Raw genomic sequence first — 20,023 nt, 5'->3', positions numbered from 1 at the left:
CGGTCGCCGGCCGCGGCCGGCTCGTCGGGCCGCCAGGGCCCGGTGCGGGGCTCAGCCCGCCTTGACCGCCGCCTCGACGCCGGCCACGATCCGCGCCACGTCGGCCTCGTCGGTCACGTACGGCGGCATGGTGTAGACCAGGTCGCGGAACGGCCGCAGCCAGACACCCTGCGCGACGGCGGCGGTGGTCGCCCGGGGCAGGTCCACCTCGTGGTCGAGCTGGACCACGCCGATCGCGCCGAGCACCCGGACGTCGGCCACCCCGGGAAGGCCCCGCAGCGGCTCCAGACCGGCCCGCAGGCCGGCGGAGACCCTCCGCACCTGCCCGGCCCAGTCCCCGGCCGTCAGCAGCCCCAGGGAGGCGTTGGCGACCGCGCAGGCCAGCGGGTTGCCCATGAAGGTCGGCCCGTGGGCCAGCACCCCGGCCGCGGAGATCCCCCGGGCCACCTCGGCGGTGCACAGGGCGGCGGCCAGGGTGAGGTACCCGCCGGTGAGCGCCTTGCCGACGCAGAGCACGTCCGGGGCGACCCCGGCGTGCTCGGCGGCGAACATCGTCCCGGTGCGGCCGAAGCCGGTGGCGATCTCGTCGAAGACCAGCAGGATGCCGTGCGCCCGGGTCACCTCGCGCAGCACCCGCAGGTAGTGCGGGTGGTGGAAGCGCATGCCGCCGGCCCCCTGGACCACCGGCTCCACGATCACCGCCGCCAGCTCGTCGGCGTGCCGCCCGACCGCGTCCACCAGGGCCGCCTCGTACGCCGGGTCCGGCGGGGTGTCGAAGCCGCCCGGCGGCACCGGCGCGAAGACCTGCCGGGGCAGCACGTCCCCCCAGAGGTGGTGCATGCCGCCCTCGGGGTCGCAGACGCTCATCGGGTGGAACGTGTCGCCGTGGTAGCCACCCCGCCAGGTGCCCAGCCGGCGGCGTTCCGGCCGGCCGGTGGCCCGCTGCCACTGCAGGCACATCTTCACCGCCACCTCGACGCTGACCGAGCCGGAGTCGGCGAGGAAGACGTGCTCCAGGCCGTCCGGGGCCAGCTCGACCAGGGTCCGGGCCAGGCGTACCGCCGGTTCGTGGGTGAGGCCGCCGAACATCACGTGGCTCATCCGGCCGAGCTGGTCGGTGACGGCGGCGTCCAGCACCGGGTGCCGGTAGCCGTGGATCGCCGCCCACCAGGACGACATCCCGTCGACCAGCTCCCGGCCGTCGGCCAGCCGCAGCCGTACGCCCGCGGCGCTCTCCACCACGTACGGCGGGCTGGCCGGCGGCAGCGCCGCGTACGGGTGCCAGACGTGCGCCCGGTCGGCGGCGAGGATCTCCTCAGGGGTCACGGTTCTCCTTCGTGGTGTCCTCGCGGTTCGACAACTCCAGCTCGGCGCGTCTGCCGCCGCGCCGCGACCTGGAGTCGTCGTCCGACGGTGGGTCAGGGCCGGGCGGCCGCCCGGGCCACCGACCGGACCAGGGCCGGGCCCCGGTAGATGAACCCGGTGTAGAGCTGGACCAGGCTGGCGCCGGCGTCGAACATCCGGGCCGCGTCGTCCGGGTCGAGGAGGCCGCCGACCCCGACCACCGGCAGCCGGCCGCCGGTCTCCCGGTGGACGAAGGCGACCACCTCGCGGGCCCGCCCGGCCAGCGGACGCCCGGAGAGGCCACCGGTCTCCGCGCCCCGCGCCACGTCGGCCGGGGCGAGCCCCTCCCGGGCGAGGGTGGTGTTGGTGGCGATCACCCCGGCCGCGCCGCGGTCGAGGCAGACCTCCAGCAGCTCGGCGATGGCCGGCTCGGTGAGGTCCGGGGCGATCTTCACCAGCACCGGCTTCTCCCCGACCAGGGCCGCGAGCAGCGCGTCCAGGTGGGACCGGTCCTGAAGGGACCGCAGGCCCGGAGTGTTCGGTGAGGACACGTTGACCGCGAAGTAGTCGCCGTGCTCCCGCAGCGCCCGGTAGGACGCCAGGTAGTCCGCGACGGCCTCGTCCAGCGGGGTCACCTTGGACTTGCCGAGCGAGATGCCCAGCGGTACGCCGAGCGGGCGCGGCAACACCGCCAGCCGGGCGGCCAGGGCCTCGGCGCCGGCGTTGTTGAAGCCCATCCGGTTGACCACGGCCTCGCTGTCGCGCAACCGGAACAGCCGGGGCCGGGGGTTGCCCGGCTGGGCGTGCGCGGTGACGGTGCCCACCTCGACGAAGCCGAAGCCGAGCGCCGGCCAGGCCGGCAGCGCGACCCCGTTCTTGTCCATGCCGGCCGCCAGCCCGACCGGGTTCGGGAAGTCCACTCCGAACACGGTGCGCGGCGCGGACCGGAAGTACCGGGCGCGCAGCGCCGCCAGCACGGCCGGCCGCCGCGACACCGCGGCCAGCCGGTCGAGGGTCCACTCGTGCGCCGCCTCGGCGTCCCCGCCCCCGATCCGGAACAGCCCCGGCCGCACCACCTTCTCGAAGATCACGCCACGCCTCCACGGCCGGCCCCGTCGATCATGAAGGTGTTGCCGCGACCCGCCGGGGCGGCGGGCGACACCTTCATGATCGACGCAAGCGGGGCGGTCACTCGCCGGCCCGCAGGGCGGCGTGGAGGTCCTGGAGGGGGCGGACCTGGAGGTCGCCGCGGATCCTCGCCTCGATGCCCATGACCGCCGCGGCGGCGCCGGGCACCGTGGTGACGCAGGGGATGTCGGCGGTCACCGCGGCGCTGCGGATCTCGTAGCCGTCGGAGCGGGCGCTCGCGCCGGAGCCCTGCGGAGTGTTCACCACCAGGGCCACGTCGCCGCCTAGGATCAGCGAGACCGCGTCCTCGCCCTCGCCCGACTCGTAGTGCTTGCGGATCTGCTCGCAGGCGATGCCGTGCCGGCGCAGCACCTCGGAGGTGCCGGTGGTGGCGACGATCTCGAAGCCCAGGTCGGCGAGGCGCTTGATCGGGAAGATCATGCCGCGCTTGTCCCGGTTGGCGACCGAGACGAAGATCTTGCCGGCGGTGGGCAGCGAGCCGTACGCGGCGGCCTGCGACTTGGCGAAGGCCTGACCGAAGCCGGTGTCGATGCCCATCACCTCGCCGGTGGACTTCATCTCCGGGCCCAGCAGGACGTCGATGCCCTTGCCGGACGGGGTGCGGAACCGCTTGAACGGCAGCACCGCCTCCTTGACCGCGATCGGGGCGTCGGCCGGCATGGTGCCGCCGTCCCCGGTGGGCGGCAGCATCCCCTCGGCGCGCAGCTCGGCGATGGTGGCGCCGAGCGCGATCCGGGCGGCCGCCTTGGCCAGCGGCACCGCGGTCGCCTTGGAGACGAACGGCACGGTCCGGGAGGCACGCGGGTTCGCCTCCAGCACGTAGAGCATGTCGCCCTGGAGCGCGTACTGGACGTTGAGCAGGCCCTTCACCCCGACGCCCCGGGCGATCGCCTCGGTGTAGCGGCGGACCTGCGCCAGGTGGGAGCCGGCCAGGGTGATCGGCGGCAGCGCGCAGGACGAGTCGCCGGAGTGGATGCCGGCCTCCTCGATGTGCTCCATCACCCCGCCGAGGTAGACGTCGCCGTCGGCGTCGACCAGGGCATCCACGTCGATCTCGATGGCGTCGTCGAGGAAGCGGTCCACCAGCACCGGGTGGTCGGGCGAGATGTCGGTGGCCCGGCCGATGTAGTCGCGCAGCGTGGCGTCGTCGTAGACGATCTCCATGCCCCGCCCGCCGAGCACGTACGACGGGCGGACCAGCACCGGGTACCCGATCTCGTCGGCGATCGCCTTCGCCTCGTCGTACGAGGTGGCCATGCCGTGCGCCGGCGCGCGCAGCCCGGCCCGGGCCAGCACCGCGCCGAAGGCGCCCCGCTCCTCGGCGAGGTGGATCGACTCCGGCGAGGTGCCGACCACCGGCACGCCGGCGTTCTTCAGCCGCTGCGCCAGGCCGAGCGGGGTCTGGCCGCCGAGCTGCACGATCACCCCGACCACGCCGGGCCCGCCGGCCGCCTTGCCGGAGGAGTCCTCGGTGTGCCACACCTCGAGGACGTCCTCGAAGGTCAGCGGCTCGAAGTAGAGCCGGTCGGCGGTGTCGTAGTCGGTGGAGACGGTCTCCGGGTTGCAGTTGACCATCACCGTCTCGTAGCCCACCTCCCGCAGGGCCATGACCGCGTGCACGCAGGAGTAGTCGAACTCGATGCCCTGGCCGATCCGGTTCGGCCCGGAGCCCAGGATGATCACCTTGGGGCGTGCCGAGGGCGCGACCTCGGTCTCCTGGTCGTACGTCGAGTAGTGGTAGGGCGTGGTGGCCTCGAACTCGGCCGCGCAGGTGTCCACGGTCTTGTAGACCGGGCGGACGCCGAGCCGGTGGCGCAGGGTGCGGACACCGTCCTCGGCCGCCAGCTCGGGGCGGAGCGCGGCGAGCTGCCGGTCGGAGAGGCCGGCCCGCTTGGCCCGGCGCAGCAGGTCGGCGTCGAGCACCGGGGCGTCGACGATCTCGGCCCGCAGCTCGACCAGCGCGGCGATCTGGTCCAGGAACCAGGGGTCCATGCCGCCGGACGCCTCGGCCACCTCGGCGATCGAGGCGCCCAGGCGCAGCGCCCGCTCGACGGTGTAGAGCCGGCCGTCGTGCGGCACGCGCAGCGCGGCGAGGGTGTTCTCCCTGGTTGCCCCCTCCGGGTCCGGGGTGGTCCAGAAACCCGATGATTTGGTTTCCATCGAGCGCATCGCCTTGTTCAGCGCCTCGGTGAAGTTGCGGCCGAGGCTCATCGCCTCGCCCACCGACTTCATGGTGGTGGTCAGCTCCGGGTCCGCGCCGGGGAACTTCTCGAACGCGAACCGGGGGATCTTCACCACCACGTAGTCCAGGGTCGGCTCGAACGCCGCCGGGGTCTTCAGGGTGATGTCGTTGGGGATCTCGTCCAGGGTGTAGCCGATGGCCAGCTTCGCGGCGATCTTGGCGATCGGGAAGCCGGTGGCCTTCGACGCGAGGGCCGAGGAGCGGGACACCCGGGGGTTCATCTCGATCACGACGATCCGGCCGTCGGCCGGGTTCACCGCGAACTGGATGTTGCAGCCGCCGGTGTCCACCCCGACCTCGCGCAGCACGGCGATGCCCAGGTCGCGCAGCCGCTGGTACTCCCGGTCGGTGAGGGTCATCGCCGGGGCGACGGTGACGCTGTCGCCGGTGTGCACGCCCATCGGGTCGACGTTCTCGATCGAGCAGACGACCACCACGTTGTCGTGGCGGTCGCGCATGAGTTCGAGCTCGTACTCCTTCCAGCCGAGCACGCTCTCCTCGATGAGCACCTCGTGCACCGGGCTGGCGGCCAGGCCGGCGCCGGCGATCCGCGCCAGGTCCTCCTCGGTGTGTGCCATGCCGGAGCCGAGGCCGCCCATGGTGAACGACGGCCGGATCACCACCGGCAGGCCCAGCTCGGCGACGGTCTGCTGGACCTCCTCCATGGAGTGGCAGACCCGGGAGCGCGGCACCAGCGAGGACGGGTCGTCCAGGCCCAGGCGTACGCCGGCCTTGGCCACGATGTCCTTGAACAGTTGCCGGTCCTCGCCCCGGTTGATCGCCTCGATGTTGGCGCCGATCAGCTCGACGCCGTACTTCTCCAGCACGCCGGCCTCGTGCAGGGCGACGGCGGTGTTCAGCGCGGTCTGCCCGCCGAGGGTGGGCAGCAGCGCGTCGGGGCGCTCCTTGGCGATGACCAGCTCGACGAACTCGGGGGTGATCGGCTCGACGTACGTGGCGTCGGCGAACTCCGGGTCCGTCATGATCGTCGCCGGGTTGGAGTTGACCAGGCTGACCCGGATCCCCTCGCTGCGCAGCACCCGGCAGGCCTGGGTGCCGGAGTAGTCGAACTCGCAGGCCTGCCCGATCACGATCGGCCCGGAGCCGATCACCAGGACGTGCTTGAGGTCGGTCCGCTTAGGCATTCTTTCCGCCTTCGATGAGCTCGGCGAAACGGTCGAACAGGTAGTCCGCGTCGTGCGGGCCGGCCGCCGCCTCCGGGTGGTACTGGACGGTGAAGGCGGGCACGTCCTTGGCCCGCAGCCCCTCGACCACGTTGTCATTGAGGCAGACATGGGACACCTGGACGCCGCCGAACTCGGTGTCGATCACCTGGTCGGGGACGACCGCCCCGGCCTGCGCGCCCGGCACCTGCACCGCGAAGCCGTGGTTGTGGCTGGTCACCTCGACCTTGCCGGTGGCCCGGTCGAGCACCGGCTGGTTGATGCCGCGGTGGCCGTACCCCAGCTTGTAGGTGCCGAAGCCGAGCGCCCGGCCGAGGATCTGGCTGCCGAAGCAGATGCCGAACAGCGGGATCCGCCGGCCGAGCACCTCCCGGGCCAGGGCCACCGGGCCGTGGGCGGTCGCCGGGTCGCCCGGGCCGGGCGAGAAGAAGACCGCGTCCGCGCCGGTGGCGAGCAGGTCCTCGATGGTGGAGCCGGCGGGCAGCACGTGGGTGGTGACGCCGCGGGCGGCGAGCCGGCGCGGCACGTTGCGCTTGATGCCCAGGTCCAGCGCCGCGACGGTGAACCGGTGCGGGCCCTGCGCCTCGACCACGTACGGCTTGGCGGTGGTCACCTCGGCGGAGAGGTCCGCGCCGACCATCTGGGGCGACCGGCGGACCCGGTCCAGGAGGGCGCGCGGGTCGTCGTCGACGCTGGAGATGCCGACCCGCATGGCGCCCCGCTCCCGCAGGTGCCGGGTGAGCGCCCGGGTGTCGACGCCGCTGATGCCGACCACGCCCTCGGCGGCGAGCCGGTCCTCCAGGCCGCCGGTGGCGCGCCAGTTGGAGCCGATCCGGGCCGGGTCGCGGACCACGTACCCGGCGACCCAGATCCGGCCGGACTCGTCGTCCTCGGCGTTGACGCCGGTGTTGCCGATGTGCGGCGCGGTCTGCACCACCACCTGGCGGTGGTACGAGGGGTCGGTCAGGGTCTCCTGATAACCGGTCATGCCGGTGTTGAAGACCGCCTCACCGAAGGTCTCCCCGACGCTGCCGTACGCCTCGCCGTGGAACGTGCGCCCGTCCTCGAGGACGAGAATCGCAGGACGCCTCTTCACTTAACAGCCTTTCCGTCCAGGACCGTCGGCTCGCCGCGCAGGAAGGTCGCCACGATGCGACCCGGCAGCGTCATGCGGGCGTACGGGGTGTTGCGACTGCGGCTGGCCAGCTCCGCCGGTTCGATGACGCGGCGGGCGGCCGGGTCGACCAGGGTCAGGTTGGCCGGCACGCCGGGGGCCGGGTCGAGGCCGTGCCCGTCCAGCCCGGCGATCCGGGCCGGGGTGCGGGACATCCGCTCGGCGATCAGGTCCCACTGCGGGCCGAGCACGTCCAGCGCGATGGAGAGCGCCGTCTCCAGGCCGAGCATGCCCGGCCGGGCGTACGCCCACTCGCACTCCTTGTCCTCCACGGCGTGCGGGGCGTGGTCGGTGGCGATGATGTCGATCACGCCCTCGGCCAGGGCCGCCCGGAGCGCGGCGATGTCGCTCGCGGTCCGCAGCGGCGGGTTGACCTTGTAGACCGGGTCGTAGGTCTCCGCCTTCTCGTCGGTGAGCAGCAGGTGGTGCGGGGTCACCTCGGCGGTCACCTGCACGCCGCGCGCCTTGGCGTGGCGCAGCACCGCCACGCTGCCGGCCGTGGAGACGTGGCAGATGTGCAGCCGGCTGCCGACGTGCTCGGCCAGCAGCACGTCCCGGGCGATGATCGCCTCCTCGGCGACCGCCGGCCAGCCGGTCAGCCCGAGCCGGGTGGAGACCTCGCCCTCGTGCATCTGCGCGCCCTCGGTGAGCCGGGGCTCCTCGGCGTGCTGGGCGACGACCCCGTCGAACGCCTTGACGTACTCCAGCGCCCGGCGCATCAGCTTCGGGTCGGCGACGCAGTGCCCGTCGTCGGAGAAGATCCGCACCCGGGCCGCCGAGTCGGCCATCGCGCCGAGCTCGGCCAGCTGCTCGCCGGCCAGGCCGACGGTGACCGCGCCGATCGGCTGCACGTCGACCAGCCCGGCCTCCCGGCCGAGCCGCCAGACCTGCTCGACCACGCCGGCGGTGTCGGCCACCGGCGAGGTGTTCGCCATCGCGCAGACCGCGGTGTAGCCGCCGAGCGCGGCGGCCCGGGATCCGGACTCGACCGTCTCGGCGTCCTCCCGGCCGGGCTCACGCAGGTGGGTGTGCAGGTCGACCAGGCCGGGCAGGGCGACCAGGCCGGTGCCGTCGATGACGGTGGCGTCCGGCGCGGTGAGCCCCGCGCCGGTCTCGGCCACGACGCCGTCGCGGAGCAGCAGGTCGGCCGGCGCGGCGCCGACCACGCTGACGTTCTTGATGAGGTACGCGGTCACCGGTTGTTCCCTCCGAGCAGCAGGTAGAGGACGGCCATCCGCACGGAGACCCCGTTGGCGACCTGTTCGACGATGGTGGAGCGGGGCGAGTCGGCCACCTCGGGCGTGATCTCCATGCCCCGGTTCATCGGGCCGGGGTGCATGACGATCGCGTGCTCGGGCAGCCGGCGCATGCGCGGGCCGTCGAGGCCGTAGCGGCGGGCGTACTCGCGGGCCGAGGGGAAGTAGGAGTCGTTCATCCGCTCCCGCTGCACCCGCAGCATCATCACCACGTCCACACCGGGAAGAACGGCGTCGAGGTCGTACGAGACGTCGGTGCCCGGCGCGAGCGCGGCGGCGATATCCACCGGGATGAGCGTGGGCGGGCCGACCAGGGTGACCTTGGCGCCCAGGGTGGAGAGCAGCAGCACGTTGGAGCGGGCCACCCGGGAGTGCAGCACGTCACCGACGATCGCCACGTGCAGGCCGGCGAGCCGGCCCAGCCGGGAGCGCATCGTGTACGCGTCGAGCAGCGCCTGGGTGGGGTGTTCGTGGGTGCCGTCGCCGGCGTTGACCACGGACCCGTCGACCCAGTTGGCCAGCCGGTGCGGGGCGCCGGAGGCGGGGTGCCGGACGACCACCGCGTCGGCGCCCATGGCCTGGAGGGTGAGCGCGGTGTCCTTCAGGCTCTCGCCCTTGGCCACGCTGGAGCCCTTGGCCGAGAAGTTGATCACGTCGGCGCTGAGCCGCTTGGCGGCCGCCTCGAACGAGATCCGGGTCCGGGTGGAGTCCTCGTAGAAGAGGTTGACCACGGTCCGGCCGCGCAGGGCGGGGAGCTTCTTGACCTCGCGGCCGGCGACGGTGGCCATCTCGGCGGTGGTGTCCAGGATCTGGGTGGCGGTGGCCGCGTCCAGGTCGGCCCCGGAGAGCAGGTGCCTGATCATGAGGGGGTCCCCCCGTACAGCTTGACCTCGTCGGCACCGTCGGTCTCGGCGAGGGTGACCTTGACGCTCTCGGCGAGCGCGGTCGGGATGTTCTTGCCGACGTAGTCGGCGCGGATCGGCAGCTGGCGGTGGCCGCGGTCGACCAGGACGGCGAGCTGCACGGAGGCCGGGCGGCCCACGTCGCTGAGCGCGTCCAGCGCGGCCCGCACGGTGCGGCCGGAGAAGAGCACGTCGTCGACGAGGATCACCCGCCGGCCGTCGATCCCGTCGGCCGGCAGGTCGGTCGGGCCGACCGCGCGGGTGGCGTGCCGGCGCAGGTCGTCGCGGTAGAGGGTGATGTCGAGCACGCCGACCGGGACGGTGACGTCCTCGAAGGTGGCGATCCGGGCGGCGAGCCGCCGGGCCAGGGGCACGCCCCGGGTGGGGATGCCGAGCAGCACGGTGTCGGCGGCGCCCTGGGTCTTCTCCAGGATCTGGTGGGCGATGCGGTCGACCACCCGCGACACGTCGGCGGCGGCGAGGATCACCTTCACCGAGGGTTGTCGCGGCGGCGACGAGTGGGCAGCCGGTGGGTAGGCCACGGCGGACCTCCTTCCCCGCCTCACGGGACGGGTCGTTAAAGGACGTCTGGATGACCGGGCGGGCCCCGTGGGGCCCGGACCGGGGCTTCACGCCACGTTACCAGCGGTCACCGGGCCAACCGCCGCCGGTACTGACCCCCCGATCAGGGTGGAGAAATGTGGACAAGCCTCGCGTGCTTCCACACCCGGCCCTCTCGAACACTTGACCGCGTGTCGCAATCCCCGTACCGTCACGCTCCGTAGCGATAGCTGGGAGAACCCCGAGCAGCACTGGGAGTGTCCGAATGCCCTCTGAATACGCCAAGTCGCTGGGCGCCCGCCTGCGCTCCATCCGCCAGCAGCAGGGCCTGTCCCTGCAGGGGGTGGAGGAGAAGTCGAACGGGCGGTGGAAGGCCGTGGTGGTCGGCTCGTACGAGCGTGGCGACCGGGCCGTCACCGTGTCCCGCCTGGCGGAGCTGGCCGACTTCTACCGCGTTCCCGTCTCGGAGCTGCTGCCCGACGGCAGCGGGGTGCGCCACGAGCCCACCAGCAAGATCGTGCTGGACCTGGAGCGGCTCTACGACGAGGCCTCCGAGGACCTCGCCTACGTCGCCCGGTACGCCCGCGCCATCCAGCAGCAGCGCGGCGACTACAACGGCCGGGTGCTCTCCATCCGCGCCGACGACCTGCGCGCCCTGGCCATCGTCTACGACGCCTCGCCGTCGGGCCTGATCGAGCGGCTCACCGAGCACGGTGTGCTGGTCGCCGACCCGCGGGCGTTCTTCGCGTCCTGACCGACCGCTGTCGCACACCGAGGGCCCGTGCCGTCCGGCACGGGCCCTCGGTGTCTGTCGTACTGCCGTGACCTCAGCGGGTGGCGTACTCGGCGATCCGGCCGAGCAGGCCGTTGAGGAAGCGCGGGGAATCGTCGGTCGACATCTGGCGGGCCAGCTCGACGGCCTCGCTGATCGCCACCGCGTCGTCGATCTCGTCGACGTAGAGCAGCTCGTACACGGCGATCCGGGCGAGGTTGCGGTCGACCACCGGCATCCGGTCCAGCGTCCAGCCCTCGGCGTAGCTGGCGATCACCTCGTCGATCCGGTCCAGGTGCGCCGCGACGCCCTCGACCAGGCCGACCGCGTAGCCCAGGTGCTCCGGGCGGGGCTTCTCGATCCGCTCGATGTAGCCGGCGAGCACCTCGACCGGGGGCCGGTCCCGCAGGTCGGCCTCGAAGAGCACGTCCAGCGCCCGCTTGCGCGCCTTGCGGCGCGCCGGCATCTGCTGCTTGGGACCCTCGGCCATCAGGCTCGGCCGAGGTAACGGCCGTCGCGGGTGTCGACCTTGATCTTCTCGCCGGTGGTGATGAAGAGCGGCACCGGCACGGTCGCGCCGGTCTCGACGGTGGCCGGCTTGTTGCCGCCGGTCGAGCGGTCGCCCTGCAGGCCCGGCTCGGTGTAGGTGACCTCGAGCACCACCGAGGTGGGCAGCTCGATGTAGAGCGGCACGCCCTCGTGGGTGGCGACGGTCGCCTCGGCCTCCGGGAGGAGGTAGTTGGCCGCCTCGCCGACGGTGCCGCCGGGGACGGTGATCTGGTCGAACGTCTCCAGGTCCATGAAGACGAAGTCCTCGCCGTCGGCGTAGAGGTACTGCATGGTGCGCTTGTCGACGGTCGCGGTCTCGACCTTGGTGCCCGCGTTGAAGGTCTTGTCGACCACCTTGCCGGACAGCACGTTCTTCAGCGTGGTACGCACGAAGGCGCCGCCCTTACCGGGCTTGACGTGCTGGAACTCGACGACGGACCACAGCTCGCCGTCGAGGTTGAGTACCAGGCCGTTCTTGAGGTCGTTGGTGGTGGCCATTTCCTGCCTTGATCATCAATTGGCGGACAGACCTGGAAAGTCTACTAGCTGTGTCGAACCGGGTCCGCCGTGCTGCGGGCCGGGGCGGCCGGCGTACCGGGGCCCCGCGCCGCTGACGTGCCAAACATCACAGAGAGTAACGGCTGGTGTGGCCTCCGACACCCACCATGGCCGCCTTTGCTCTGCAGCCACCGGCGCAGCAGTCACCGTCCGCGACCAGATCCGCCTCCGCAGCCGGCCGACGAGAATCACATCCCAGCAGCTCAGTGGGGTGATGCGCGGATGGCTGCAGAGCAAAGGCGGCGGCGTGCACCCGCACCGGCCAGCCGGCACCATCACGCAGAGCTACGAGAAGTGAGAGCACGGAGAGTGGCCATCGCGGCCGCCGGTCCCCACCGCCGGCTCAGCCCACCGCGGGCTCAGTCCGGAGCCGGCTCAGCCCGGCGGCCGGCCAGGTGGTGCAGGGCCAGCCGGTAGCCGTCCACGCCGAGGCCGCAGATCACCCCGGTGGCCACCGCGGAGACCACCGAGTGGTGCCGGAACTCCTCCCGGGCGTGGATGTTGGAGATGTGCACCTCGACCAGCGGACCGCGGAGCAGCGCGCAGGCGTCCCGCACCGCGATCGAGTAGTGCGACCAGGCAGCCGGGTTGAGCACCACCGCCGCGCCCTCGTCGGCCGCCTCGTGCAGCCAGCCGAGCAGCTCGTGCTCCGCGTCGGTCTGCCGGACCACCACGTCCAGCCCCAGCTCCCGGCCGGTGTCCACGCACATCTGCGCCAGGTCGGCGTAGCTGGTCAGCCCGTACACGTCGACCTGGCGAGTGCCGAGCCGGCCCAGGTTCGGCCCGTTGAGCACGTACACCCTCATGCGCTGATCTCCCGGTACGCCTCGTGCAGCAGCTCGTCGGAGGGGCCGTCCAGGATCGCCGGGCGGGCCAGGCCGTCCAGCACCACGAACCGCAGCCGGCTCCCCCGGGCCTTCTTGTCCACCCGCATCGCGGCCAGCAGCTCCGGCCAGGCGTCCGCCCGGTAGCCGGTCGGCAGGCCGAGCGCGGCGACCGCGGTGCGGTGCCGCTCGGCGGTGGCCGGGTCGAGTCGGCCGGCCAGCCGGGCCAGGGTGGCCGCGTAGACCAGCCCCACCGCCACCGCGTGCCCGTGCCGCCAGCGGTAGCCCTCGACCTTCTCGATCGCGTGGGCCAGGGTGTGCCCGTAGTTGAGCACCTCGCGTACCCCCGACTCGCGCAGGTCCCCGGAGACCACCTCCGCCTTCACCCGCACGGCCCGCTCGATCAGCTCCCGGGCCACCGGCCCGGTCGGGTCCAGCGCCGCGGCCGGGTCCCGCTCGACCAGGTCGAGGATCGCCGGGTCGGCGATGAACCCGCACTTGACCACCTCGGCCATGCCGGCGGCCAGGTCGGCCGCGGGCAGGCTGTCCAGGGTCGCCAGGTCGCAGATCACCCCGGCCGGCGGGTGGAAGGCGCCGACCAGGTTCTTGCCGGCCGCCGTGTTGATCCCGGTCTTGCCACCCACGGCCGCGTCGACCATGCCGAGCAGCGAGGTCGCCACCGGCACCCAGCGCACCCCACGCAGCCAGCAGGCCGCGACGAAGCCGGCCAGGTCGGTGACCGCGCCCCCGCCCACCCCGACCACCGCGTCGGTACGGGTGAAGCCCGCCTCGCCGAGCCGGTCCCAGCAGGCCGCGGCCACGTCGATGTGCTTGCCCGCCTCGGCGTCCGGCACCTCGATCAGCAGCGGCGTCACCCCGGCCGCGCGGACCCGCTCGGCGAGCCCCTCGGCCAGGGCCTTCAGCGGGGGCGCGTGCAGGATGGCCACCCGCTCGGCGTCGGGCAGCAGCCGGGGCGGCGGGTCGAGCAGGTCACGTCCCACCAGCACGTCGTACGGCCGTTCGCCGCCGACCGGGATCCGGGTCACCTCGTCCATGTCCACTCCGTGGCGGGTCAGGGCTTGAGCAGGGCGGCGATCTCGGTGGCCAGCTCCTCCGGGGTACGCCCGTCGGTGACCACGGTCGCGGTCGCCACCTCGGCGTAGAGCGGGCGGCGCTGGTCCATCAGGTGCTTGAGGGTGGCCCGTGGGTTGAGCGCCAGCAGCGGCCGGCCGGCGCCCAGGCCGACCCGCTTGACCGCGTCGGGCAGCTCCACCGACAGGTGTACGACGGTGTGCCCGATCAGCGCGGCGCGGTTCTCCTCGGCGAGGACGGCGCCGCCGCCGAGGGCGAGCACCCCGGCGTGCGAGGCCAGCGCCGCCGCCACCGCCGCCCGTTCGAGGGTACGGAAGTGCTCCTCCCCCTCGTCCACGAAGATCTCCGGGATCGGCTTGCCGGCGAGCGCCTCGATGTCCGCGTCGGTGTCCCGGAACTCGACGCCGAGCGCCTCGGCCAGCGCCTGCCCCACCGTGGTCTTGCCGGAGCCGGGCGCCCCGACCAGCACGCAGACCGGCCGGGTGCTCATCTGAGCCACCCTTCGTTCGCGACTGCGGGACTCCGCTCCGCTGCGTTCCTCGCGCTCACCGGATCACCAGGCTTTCGAGGTAGCCGCTGAGGTTGCGGCGCATCTCGGTGACCGAGTCGCCGCCGAACTTCTCCACCGCCGCCTCGGCGAGCACCAGGGCGACCATGGCCTCGGCGACCACCGCCGCCGCCGGCACCGCGCAGACGTCCGACCGCTGGTTGATCGCGGTGGCCGGCTCGCCGGTGATGACGTCGACGGTGGCCAGCGCCCGGTTCAGCGAGGAGATCGGCTTCATCGCCGCCTTCACCCGCAGCGGCTCGCCGGTGGTGATGCCGCCCTCCAGGCCACCGGCCCGGTCGGTCACCCGGCGGACGCCGGTGGCGGTCGGGATGATCTCGTCGTGCGCGGCGGAGCCCCGGGAGCGGGCCTGCTGCCAGCCGTCGCCGATCTCCACCCCCTTGATGGCCTGGATGGACATCAGCGCGGTGGCCAGCCGGGCGTCGAGCTTGCGGTCCCACTGCACGTGGCTGCCCAGGCCCGGCGGCACCCCGTACGCGAGCACCTCGACCACGCCGCCGAGGGTGTCGGCGGCCTTCTTCGCGGCGTCGACCTCGGCGACCATCCGGGCGCTGGCCTCCGGGTCGAGGCAGCGCAGCGGGTCGGCGTCGATCCGGGCGGCGTCCTCCGGGGTCGGCCGCAGGCCCGGCTTCGCCGCCACCGGACCCAGCTCCACCACGTGCGAGACGATCTCGATGCCCAGGGCCTGCTTGACCAGGGCCTTGGCCACCGTGCCGACGGCGACCCGGGCGGCCGTCTCCCGGGCGCTGGCGCGCTCCAGGATCGGCCGGGCGTCGGTGTGGCCGTACTTCTGCATGCCGGCCAGGTCGGCGTGGCCCGGTCGCGGCCGGGTGAGCGGGGCGTTGCGGGCCTGCCCGGCCAGCTCCTCCGGGTCGACCGGGTCGGCGGCCATCACGGTCTGCCACTTGGGCCACTCCGAGTTGCCCACCCGGATCGCCACCGGGCTGCCGATGGTCAGCCCGTGCCGGAGACCACCGATGATCTCGACCTCGTCCTGCTCGAACGACATCCGGGCGCCCCGGCCGTAGCCGAGCCGGCGCCGGGCCAGCTCACCGGCGATCTCCCCGGTGGTCAGCGCGATGCCGGCGGGCACCCCCTCCAGCAGCGCGACGAGGGCGGGTCCGTGCGATTCACCTGCGGTCAACCAGCGCAACACAGCGGTCAGTCTGTCACGCCCGGTGGCCGCCCCGATGCGCCGCCCGTCCCGTCCCGCCCTGCGGACACGGCCGTCCGCAGGGCGAGGCAGGGGCCGGTCAGGCCGTCCGGACCGCGATGATGGACTTGGTCAGGCCGAGCATCCGCTCCGCCCGGATCGTCGAGTCGGGGAACAGGTAGCGCAGCTCCGCCCGGCCGATCAGCTCGGTGGTCAGCACCTGCTTCATCGCCGCCTCCCAGGACTTGCCCGGGGTGTAGGCCAGCGGCCACTTCCGGGCCACCGCCACCCGGGCCGGCACCGGCAGGAACTGCATGCCCGGCGCCACCCAGTGCGGCTCCACCGGGAAGTACCGGTACGGGGTCTGCACCCAGTGCCGCGGGGCCAGCTCCCGGATCGCCTCGGCCATCCGGCGGCGTCGCTCGTGGCCGCCCACGTGCTCCAGCACGCTGTTGCTGAACACCAGGTCGTAGCGGCGGTTCAGGATGGCCGGTGGCAGCTCGCAGGCGTCGGCGTGGTCCGCCTCGGCCCAGTCGGGCAGCTCCGCCGGCAGCGGCTCCAGGTTGACCACGTGCACGTGCTTCGGGCGGACCGGCACCTTCGTCCAGCTGCCCAGCCGGCCACCGAGGTCCAGCACGGACATCTCGGCCAGGTCGGGGAAGGTCTCCGACAGCCAGCGCGCCCGCTTCGCCCGGCGTTTCGCCCCGTACGAGTCCGGGGCGTCGACCAGGCGGAACCGCAGCGCGTGCAGGGACCCCCGGCGGTCGCGGCGGGTCGCGGTGTGCTCGTCGGTGGTGCGGGTCCCGCTCGCCACGGTCAGCTCCCCCAGTTGAAGGTCATGCCCAGCCGGTCGGCGAGGGCCTGGTTGTGCGGCGCGTAGTACCGGGTCAGCTCGTCCCGGACCGCCGGGTCCATGGCGCTGCTGCGCCGGTCGTTGAACACCTCGTACCGGTCGAGCCGGTACGGCGGCAGGCCGAGGAACTCCAGCACCCGGGCGTAGCTGGCGGCCGGCTCCCGGTAGAGCATCTCGCTGGGCAGGATCAGCACCTGCGCCCGGTCGAACCGGTCCAGCCAGGGCGTCAGGTGCTCCAGGTAGCGGCCCCGGGCCCGGTAGCTGTACCAGTCGTAGGCGGTGCTGACGTACGTCGGGTCGGCGATCAGCTTCTCCCGCTCCCCCGCCGTCCGCTCCTCCTCGGCGGCCAGGGCCTCGGCGAAGCCCAGCGACTCCACCCCCTCGGTCCGCCGCTCCTTCCAGTGCGAGTACGCCCGCTCCACCGGGTCGCGCAGCAGGACGATCAGCTTCACCGCCGGGATCAGGTCGGCGACCCGGCCCGGGGCCAGGGGATGGAACATGTACAGCGGCGCCGCCTCGCCCACCCGGGTCGGCCCGCCGTGCCGGCGCTCCAGGGCCTCCCGCTGCCGTCGCGTGGGGAAGTGCGACCGGTACCACGCCTCGCCCCGGGCGAAGGTGTCCTCGAAGTAGTGCGAGGTCTTGGTGTTCCAGGCCGGGAAGAGCCGGGGCACCAGCGGGTGCTCCAGCAGGTAGCGCCAGAGCGAGGTGGTGCCGCCGCGCTTGGTGCCGATGATGAGGAAGTCCGGCAGCGGCCGCCGGTCGCTGGTGCGTTCCCCGTACCGCACCAGGGACTCGCGCACCCCGGTCAGCACCGGCGCCGGCACCAGCGCCTTGACCCGGTCCCGCAGCGTCGTCATCGCGTCCTCCTCGTCATCGCGGTCCCCGTCCCGGCAGGGTGGGCACGGCCGCCCGCGCCCGTCGGCGTACCCGGGGATGCAGCAGCAGCGCGACGGCGAGCAGCGCCGCGACCCCCAGGGTGAGGAGCAGCCCGGCCACGTCGCGGCCGGCGACGGCCGCGCCCGCGCCGGCCACCACGGCGGTGCCGGCGGCGGCCAACACCGCGGCCCGCAGCACGGTACGGGTGACCAGCGGCTCGCCGACCATCCGGCGGGCGGCGGCGGTGGCGATGAGGTTCTCCGCCACGATGCCGACGGTCCAGGCCACGGCGGCGCCGAGCGCGCCGTGCGGCGGGATCAGCAGCAGGGCCAGCCCCACGTTGAGCACCAGGCCGGTGGCCGCGGCCAGCAGGTGCCGGCCGCTGCTGCCGCTCATCAACAGCAGGGTCTGCACGATGCCGGTGCCGGAGTTGACCAGCATCGCCCCGGCGAGGACCGCCATGGCCCCGCTCCCGGCGGTGAACTCCGCCCCGAACAGCCGCAGGAAGCCGGGCGCGAAGACGGCCAGCAGCAGGTACCCGGGCCAGGACAGCGCGATGATCACCGCGGTGATCCGCCGGTAGACCGCCGCCGCCTCGACGGTCCGGCCCTGCCCGAGCAGCCGGGACAGTTGCGGCGCGACGGCCACCCGCAGGCCCTGCATGACGAGCAGGCCGGCCAGCGCGTACCGGCCGACCGCGCCGATCACCCCGGCCTCGGCCTGGTCGGCGAGGGCCGCGGTGAGCAGCACGGTCAGCCACATGCTGCTGGCGTCGATGGTCGCGGACGCGGCCCGGGGCAGGGCGAAGCCCCAGAAGGTGCGCCAGTCCGCCCGCGCCGGGCGCAGCGCCGCCCCGGGCCCCAGGCCGAGCGGGCGGACCAGCAACGCCACGCAGGCCAGCACGGCCAGGGCCACCGGGGTGAGCCAGCCGGCGAAGGCGACGGTCACCCCGGCGCCGGCGACCAGCGCGGCGGCCACCAGCGCCGGGCGGGCGGCCGGCACCAGCACGTACTGGACCGCCACCAGCGCGGCGACCGGGCGGACCGCCCGGACCGCGGCGAGCAGCACGGTCATCGCCACCACGAACGGCAGCCCGGCGAAGGCCAGCCGGAGCAGGTCGTCCCCGTCGGTGGTGCCGGGATCGAAGAGCACCGGGGCGAGCGCTCCGGAGAGCGCGACGCCGGTCGCCGCCACGGCGACGCTGAACAGCAGCGCCGGCCCCAGCGCCACCGGCAGCAGCCGGGCCGCGTCGCCGTCCCGACCGGGGGTACGCCGGGGCAGCGCCCAGACCAGCGCGGTGTCCGCGCCGGCGCCGCAGAGCACGCCCATGATGGCCACCACGCCGATGGCGGTGAACATGGCGCCGGAGCCGGCCGGCCCGAGCCCCCGGACGATCACCACGGTCAGCACGAAGCCGAGCAGTCCGTTGACGGCCGCCCCGGCCAGGCCGATCATCCCGCTGCGGGTGCTGCGGCGTACCTCCCGCTCGCCGCTGGTGGCGGTCGCCACGATCGGCGTACCCGAGACGGTCATGTCGTCCCCTCCCCCGGCGTCGTATCCGTCGACGGCGGCTGCGGCGCGGCGGGCGGGCGGTCCACGGCGGCGGTGCGCAGCGGGACGGCCGCGACGCCGGTCGTCGCGCCGGGCGGGCGGTCCGGCACGGCGGCCCGGCCGAAGCCCCGGATCCGCCACGGCGCCAGCGGCGCCGGCCGGGCCAGGCGGGACGGGCCGAGCGCGGCCCGGTTCACCGGCCCGGCGACGGCCGCCAGCCCGGCCCCGACCGCGAAGAAGATCAGCGACAGGTTCGGGTCGATGTAGGCGTAGACCGGGATGACCACCAGCGCGATCACCGGCACCGTGCTCAGCCAGTGCCCGGCCGGCGAGACCGCGGCGGCCAGCCGCCGGGCGACCAGCACCAGCCAGGCCAGGAAGACCAGCAGCGCCGGGATGCCGTGGCTGTAGAGAATCTGCCAGACCAGTCCCTGGGTGCCCAGCGGCTCCTCCGCGAGGGTGGTGTCGACGCTCTTCGGCGCGCCGTAGCCGAGCAGCGGCGACCGTTCCACCGCCTGCCAGGTACGCACGTACAGGTCCATCCGGTCGACGTTGGTGTCGGTGCTGCTGACCCGCGCGTTGATCATCTCCTGCACCGGGACGACCAGGCTGACGACCCAGACCAGCAGGACCAGCCCGCCGATGGACAGGATCAGCCGCGCGTTGCCCCGGACCAGGGCGCGCAGCGCCAGGTACAGCAGCCCGGCGCCGAGGCCGAGGAACATGCCCCGGTTCAGCGTCAGGAACGCCGGCACCACCGACAGCGGCAGCGACACCCACAGCGCCGCCCGGAACCGCCCGGTCCGCACCGACGTCAGGTACGCCAGCACGCACGGGACCAGCAGCGCGTACGCCGTCCCCCAGTTGTTGGTGTACGGGTACGGGGCGGCGGTGCGGTAGATCGGCGCCCGGGACAGCGAGTTGAACTCGTTGGCGTGGACGTGGGTCAGCGCCTGGATGTACCGCTCGCCGGCCACCCCGCCGGGCAGGGCCAGCTCCACCGGCGTGGTCAGGGCGAGGGTGGGCATCAGCACGGCCAGCCAGCCCAACGCCACGACGCCCAGCCAGTACCAGCCGAGCGGGCGCAGCACCCGGTCCCAGGGGGTGCCCTCCCGGACCAGGGTGTAGACGTACACGCAGACCACCAGGGCGGTCACCAGGAAGCCGTAGCGCAGCCCGAAGGTGAGGTACGCGGTGGCCCGGTCCAACCGGGTGGCGCTGAGCAGCACCAGGATCAGGAAGACCAGCCAGCAGGCGGTGCCGGCGGGCAGCGGGACCCGGCCCCGGGTCACCAGCAGGGCGAGCAGGGCAACGCCGAACACCGACCAGCCAAGGTAGAACGCGCCGAGCGCCCACCAGAGCGGCACCAGCGCGAACATGACCGTCAACGGCCAGACGGGCAGCGGCGGCGGCGC

18 protein-coding genes are annotated in these 20,023 nt (G+C 73.7%); 1 reads left to right on the top strand and 17 read right to left on the bottom strand.

Translation table 11 applies throughout. The features are described 5' to 3' along the window. Positions 1-51 precede the first annotated feature (51 nt). From ACGFI9_RS28530 to pyrR, 7 genes are all read right to left on the bottom strand, one after another. On the bottom strand, positions 52-1,326 hold the full coding sequence (locus ACGFI9_RS28530; protein WP_393182713.1) for an adenosylmethionine--8-amino-7-oxononanoate transaminase: 1,275 nt from the start codon (positions 1,324-1,326) through the stop codon (positions 52-54). 92 nt (positions 1,327-1,418) lie between these two features. Next, the gene (locus ACGFI9_RS28525; protein ID WP_393182712.1) at positions 1,419-2,435 is read right to left on the bottom strand and encodes a quinone-dependent dihydroorotate dehydrogenase; all 1,017 of its coding nucleotides are present in this window, start codon (positions 2,433-2,435) and stop codon (positions 1,419-1,421) included. 97 nt (positions 2,436-2,532) lie between these two features. Continuing rightward, a complete protein-coding gene (gene carB, locus ACGFI9_RS28520; RefSeq protein ID WP_393182710.1) occupies positions 2,533-5,880 on the bottom strand; it encodes a carbamoyl-phosphate synthase large subunit in 3,348 nt (1,115 codons plus the stop codon). Next, positions 5,873-7,015, bottom strand: coding sequence for a glutamine-hydrolyzing carbamoyl-phosphate synthase small subunit (gene carA / locus ACGFI9_RS28515; RefSeq protein WP_393182708.1), 1,143 nt, complete (start codon positions 7,013-7,015; stop codon positions 5,873-5,875). Before carA ends, carB begins: the two co-directional genes overlap by 8 nt. After that, entirely contained in the window at positions 7,012-8,289 is a 1,278-nt protein-coding gene (locus tag ACGFI9_RS28510) for a dihydroorotase (RefSeq protein WP_393182706.1), read from the bottom strand. The genes carA and ACGFI9_RS28510 overlap by 4 nt, the downstream gene beginning before the upstream one ends. Then, a complete protein-coding gene (locus ACGFI9_RS28505) occupies positions 8,286-9,212 on the bottom strand; it encodes an aspartate carbamoyltransferase catalytic subunit (RefSeq protein WP_393182704.1) in 927 nt (308 codons plus the stop codon). The genes ACGFI9_RS28510 and ACGFI9_RS28505 overlap by 4 nt, the downstream gene beginning before the upstream one ends. Further along, positions 9,209-9,793, bottom strand: a complete 585-nt coding sequence (gene pyrR / locus ACGFI9_RS28500) for a bifunctional pyr operon transcriptional regulator/uracil phosphoribosyltransferase PyrR (RefSeq protein WP_393182702.1) — start codon at positions 9,791-9,793, stop codon at positions 9,209-9,211. The genes ACGFI9_RS28505 and pyrR overlap by 4 nt, the downstream gene beginning before the upstream one ends. Positions 9,794-10,077: 284 nt before the next feature. Here pyrR and ACGFI9_RS28495 point away from each other — a divergent pair, with 284 nt between their 5' ends. Further along, the gene (locus tag ACGFI9_RS28495) at positions 10,078-10,566 is read left to right on the top strand and encodes a transcriptional regulator (RefSeq protein ID WP_013285505.1); all 489 of its coding nucleotides are present in this window, start codon (positions 10,078-10,080) and stop codon (positions 10,564-10,566) included. A gap of 73 nt (positions 10,567-10,639) precedes the next feature. Here ACGFI9_RS28495 and nusB read toward each other — a convergent pair whose 3' ends face one another. The 10 genes from nusB to ACGFI9_RS28445 all read right to left on the bottom strand — a co-directional run bounded on the left by nusB (position 10,640) and on the right by ACGFI9_RS28445 (position 19,987). Continuing rightward, positions 10,640-11,050 (bottom strand): transcription antitermination factor NusB, encoded by a 411-nt coding sequence (gene nusB, locus ACGFI9_RS28490; RefSeq protein ID WP_265008862.1) that lies wholly within the window; start codon positions 11,048-11,050, stop codon positions 10,640-10,642. A 23-nt stretch (positions 11,051-11,073) separates the two neighbouring features. Beyond that, on the bottom strand, positions 11,074-11,631 hold the full coding sequence (gene efp, locus ACGFI9_RS28485) for an elongation factor P (protein ID WP_393182700.1): 558 nt from the start codon (positions 11,629-11,631) through the stop codon (positions 11,074-11,076). 419 nt (positions 11,632-12,050) lie between these two features. Next, positions 12,051-12,497, bottom strand: coding sequence for a type II 3-dehydroquinate dehydratase (gene aroQ / locus ACGFI9_RS28480; protein ID WP_393182698.1), 447 nt, complete (start codon positions 12,495-12,497; stop codon positions 12,051-12,053). Further along, complete coding sequence (gene aroB, locus ACGFI9_RS28475; protein WP_393182696.1) at positions 12,494-13,570, bottom strand: 3-dehydroquinate synthase; 1,077 nt, start codon at positions 13,568-13,570, stop codon at positions 12,494-12,496. The genes aroQ and aroB overlap by 4 nt, the downstream gene beginning before the upstream one ends. A 17-nt stretch (positions 13,571-13,587) precedes the next feature. Next, positions 13,588-14,097: a shikimate kinase gene (locus ACGFI9_RS28470; protein WP_393182694.1), complete on the bottom strand. Its 510-nt coding sequence runs from the start codon at positions 14,095-14,097 to the stop codon at positions 13,588-13,590. Positions 14,098-14,152: 55 nt separating this feature from the next. After that, positions 14,153-15,331, bottom strand: a complete 1,179-nt coding sequence (aroC, locus tag ACGFI9_RS28465) for a chorismate synthase (protein ID WP_393182692.1) — start codon at positions 15,329-15,331, stop codon at positions 14,153-14,155. A gap of 97 nt (positions 15,332-15,428) precedes the next feature. Further along, complete coding sequence (locus tag ACGFI9_RS28460; RefSeq protein ID WP_393182826.1) at positions 15,429-16,079, bottom strand: methyltransferase domain-containing protein; 651 nt, start codon at positions 16,077-16,079, stop codon at positions 15,429-15,431. Positions 16,080-16,144: 65 nt separating this feature from the next. Next, entirely contained in the window at positions 16,145-17,038 is an 894-nt protein-coding gene (locus tag ACGFI9_RS28455) for a sulfotransferase domain-containing protein (protein ID WP_393182690.1), read from the bottom strand. A gap of 13 nt (positions 17,039-17,051) precedes the next feature. Next, positions 17,052-18,590, bottom strand: coding sequence for a lipopolysaccharide biosynthesis protein (locus ACGFI9_RS28450; protein WP_393182688.1), 1,539 nt, complete (start codon positions 18,588-18,590; stop codon positions 17,052-17,054). Next, positions 18,587-19,987 carry an O-antigen ligase family protein gene (locus ACGFI9_RS28445; RefSeq protein ID WP_393182824.1) on the bottom strand — a complete coding sequence of 467 codons (1,401 nt, stop codon included), beginning with the start codon at positions 19,985-19,987 and terminating at the stop codon, positions 18,587-18,589. The genes ACGFI9_RS28450 and ACGFI9_RS28445 overlap by 4 nt, the downstream gene beginning before the upstream one ends. Positions 19,988-20,023: the final 36 nt, after the last annotated feature.

Origin of the sequence: Micromonospora sp. NPDC048930, assembly GCF_043197935.1 — a bacterium.
GTDB lineage: Bacteria > Actinomycetota > Actinomycetes > Mycobacteriales > Micromonosporaceae > Micromonospora.
The sequence above is the reverse complement of the archived record's forward strand: the minus strand, read 5'-3'. Positions and strand labels throughout refer to the sequence as shown.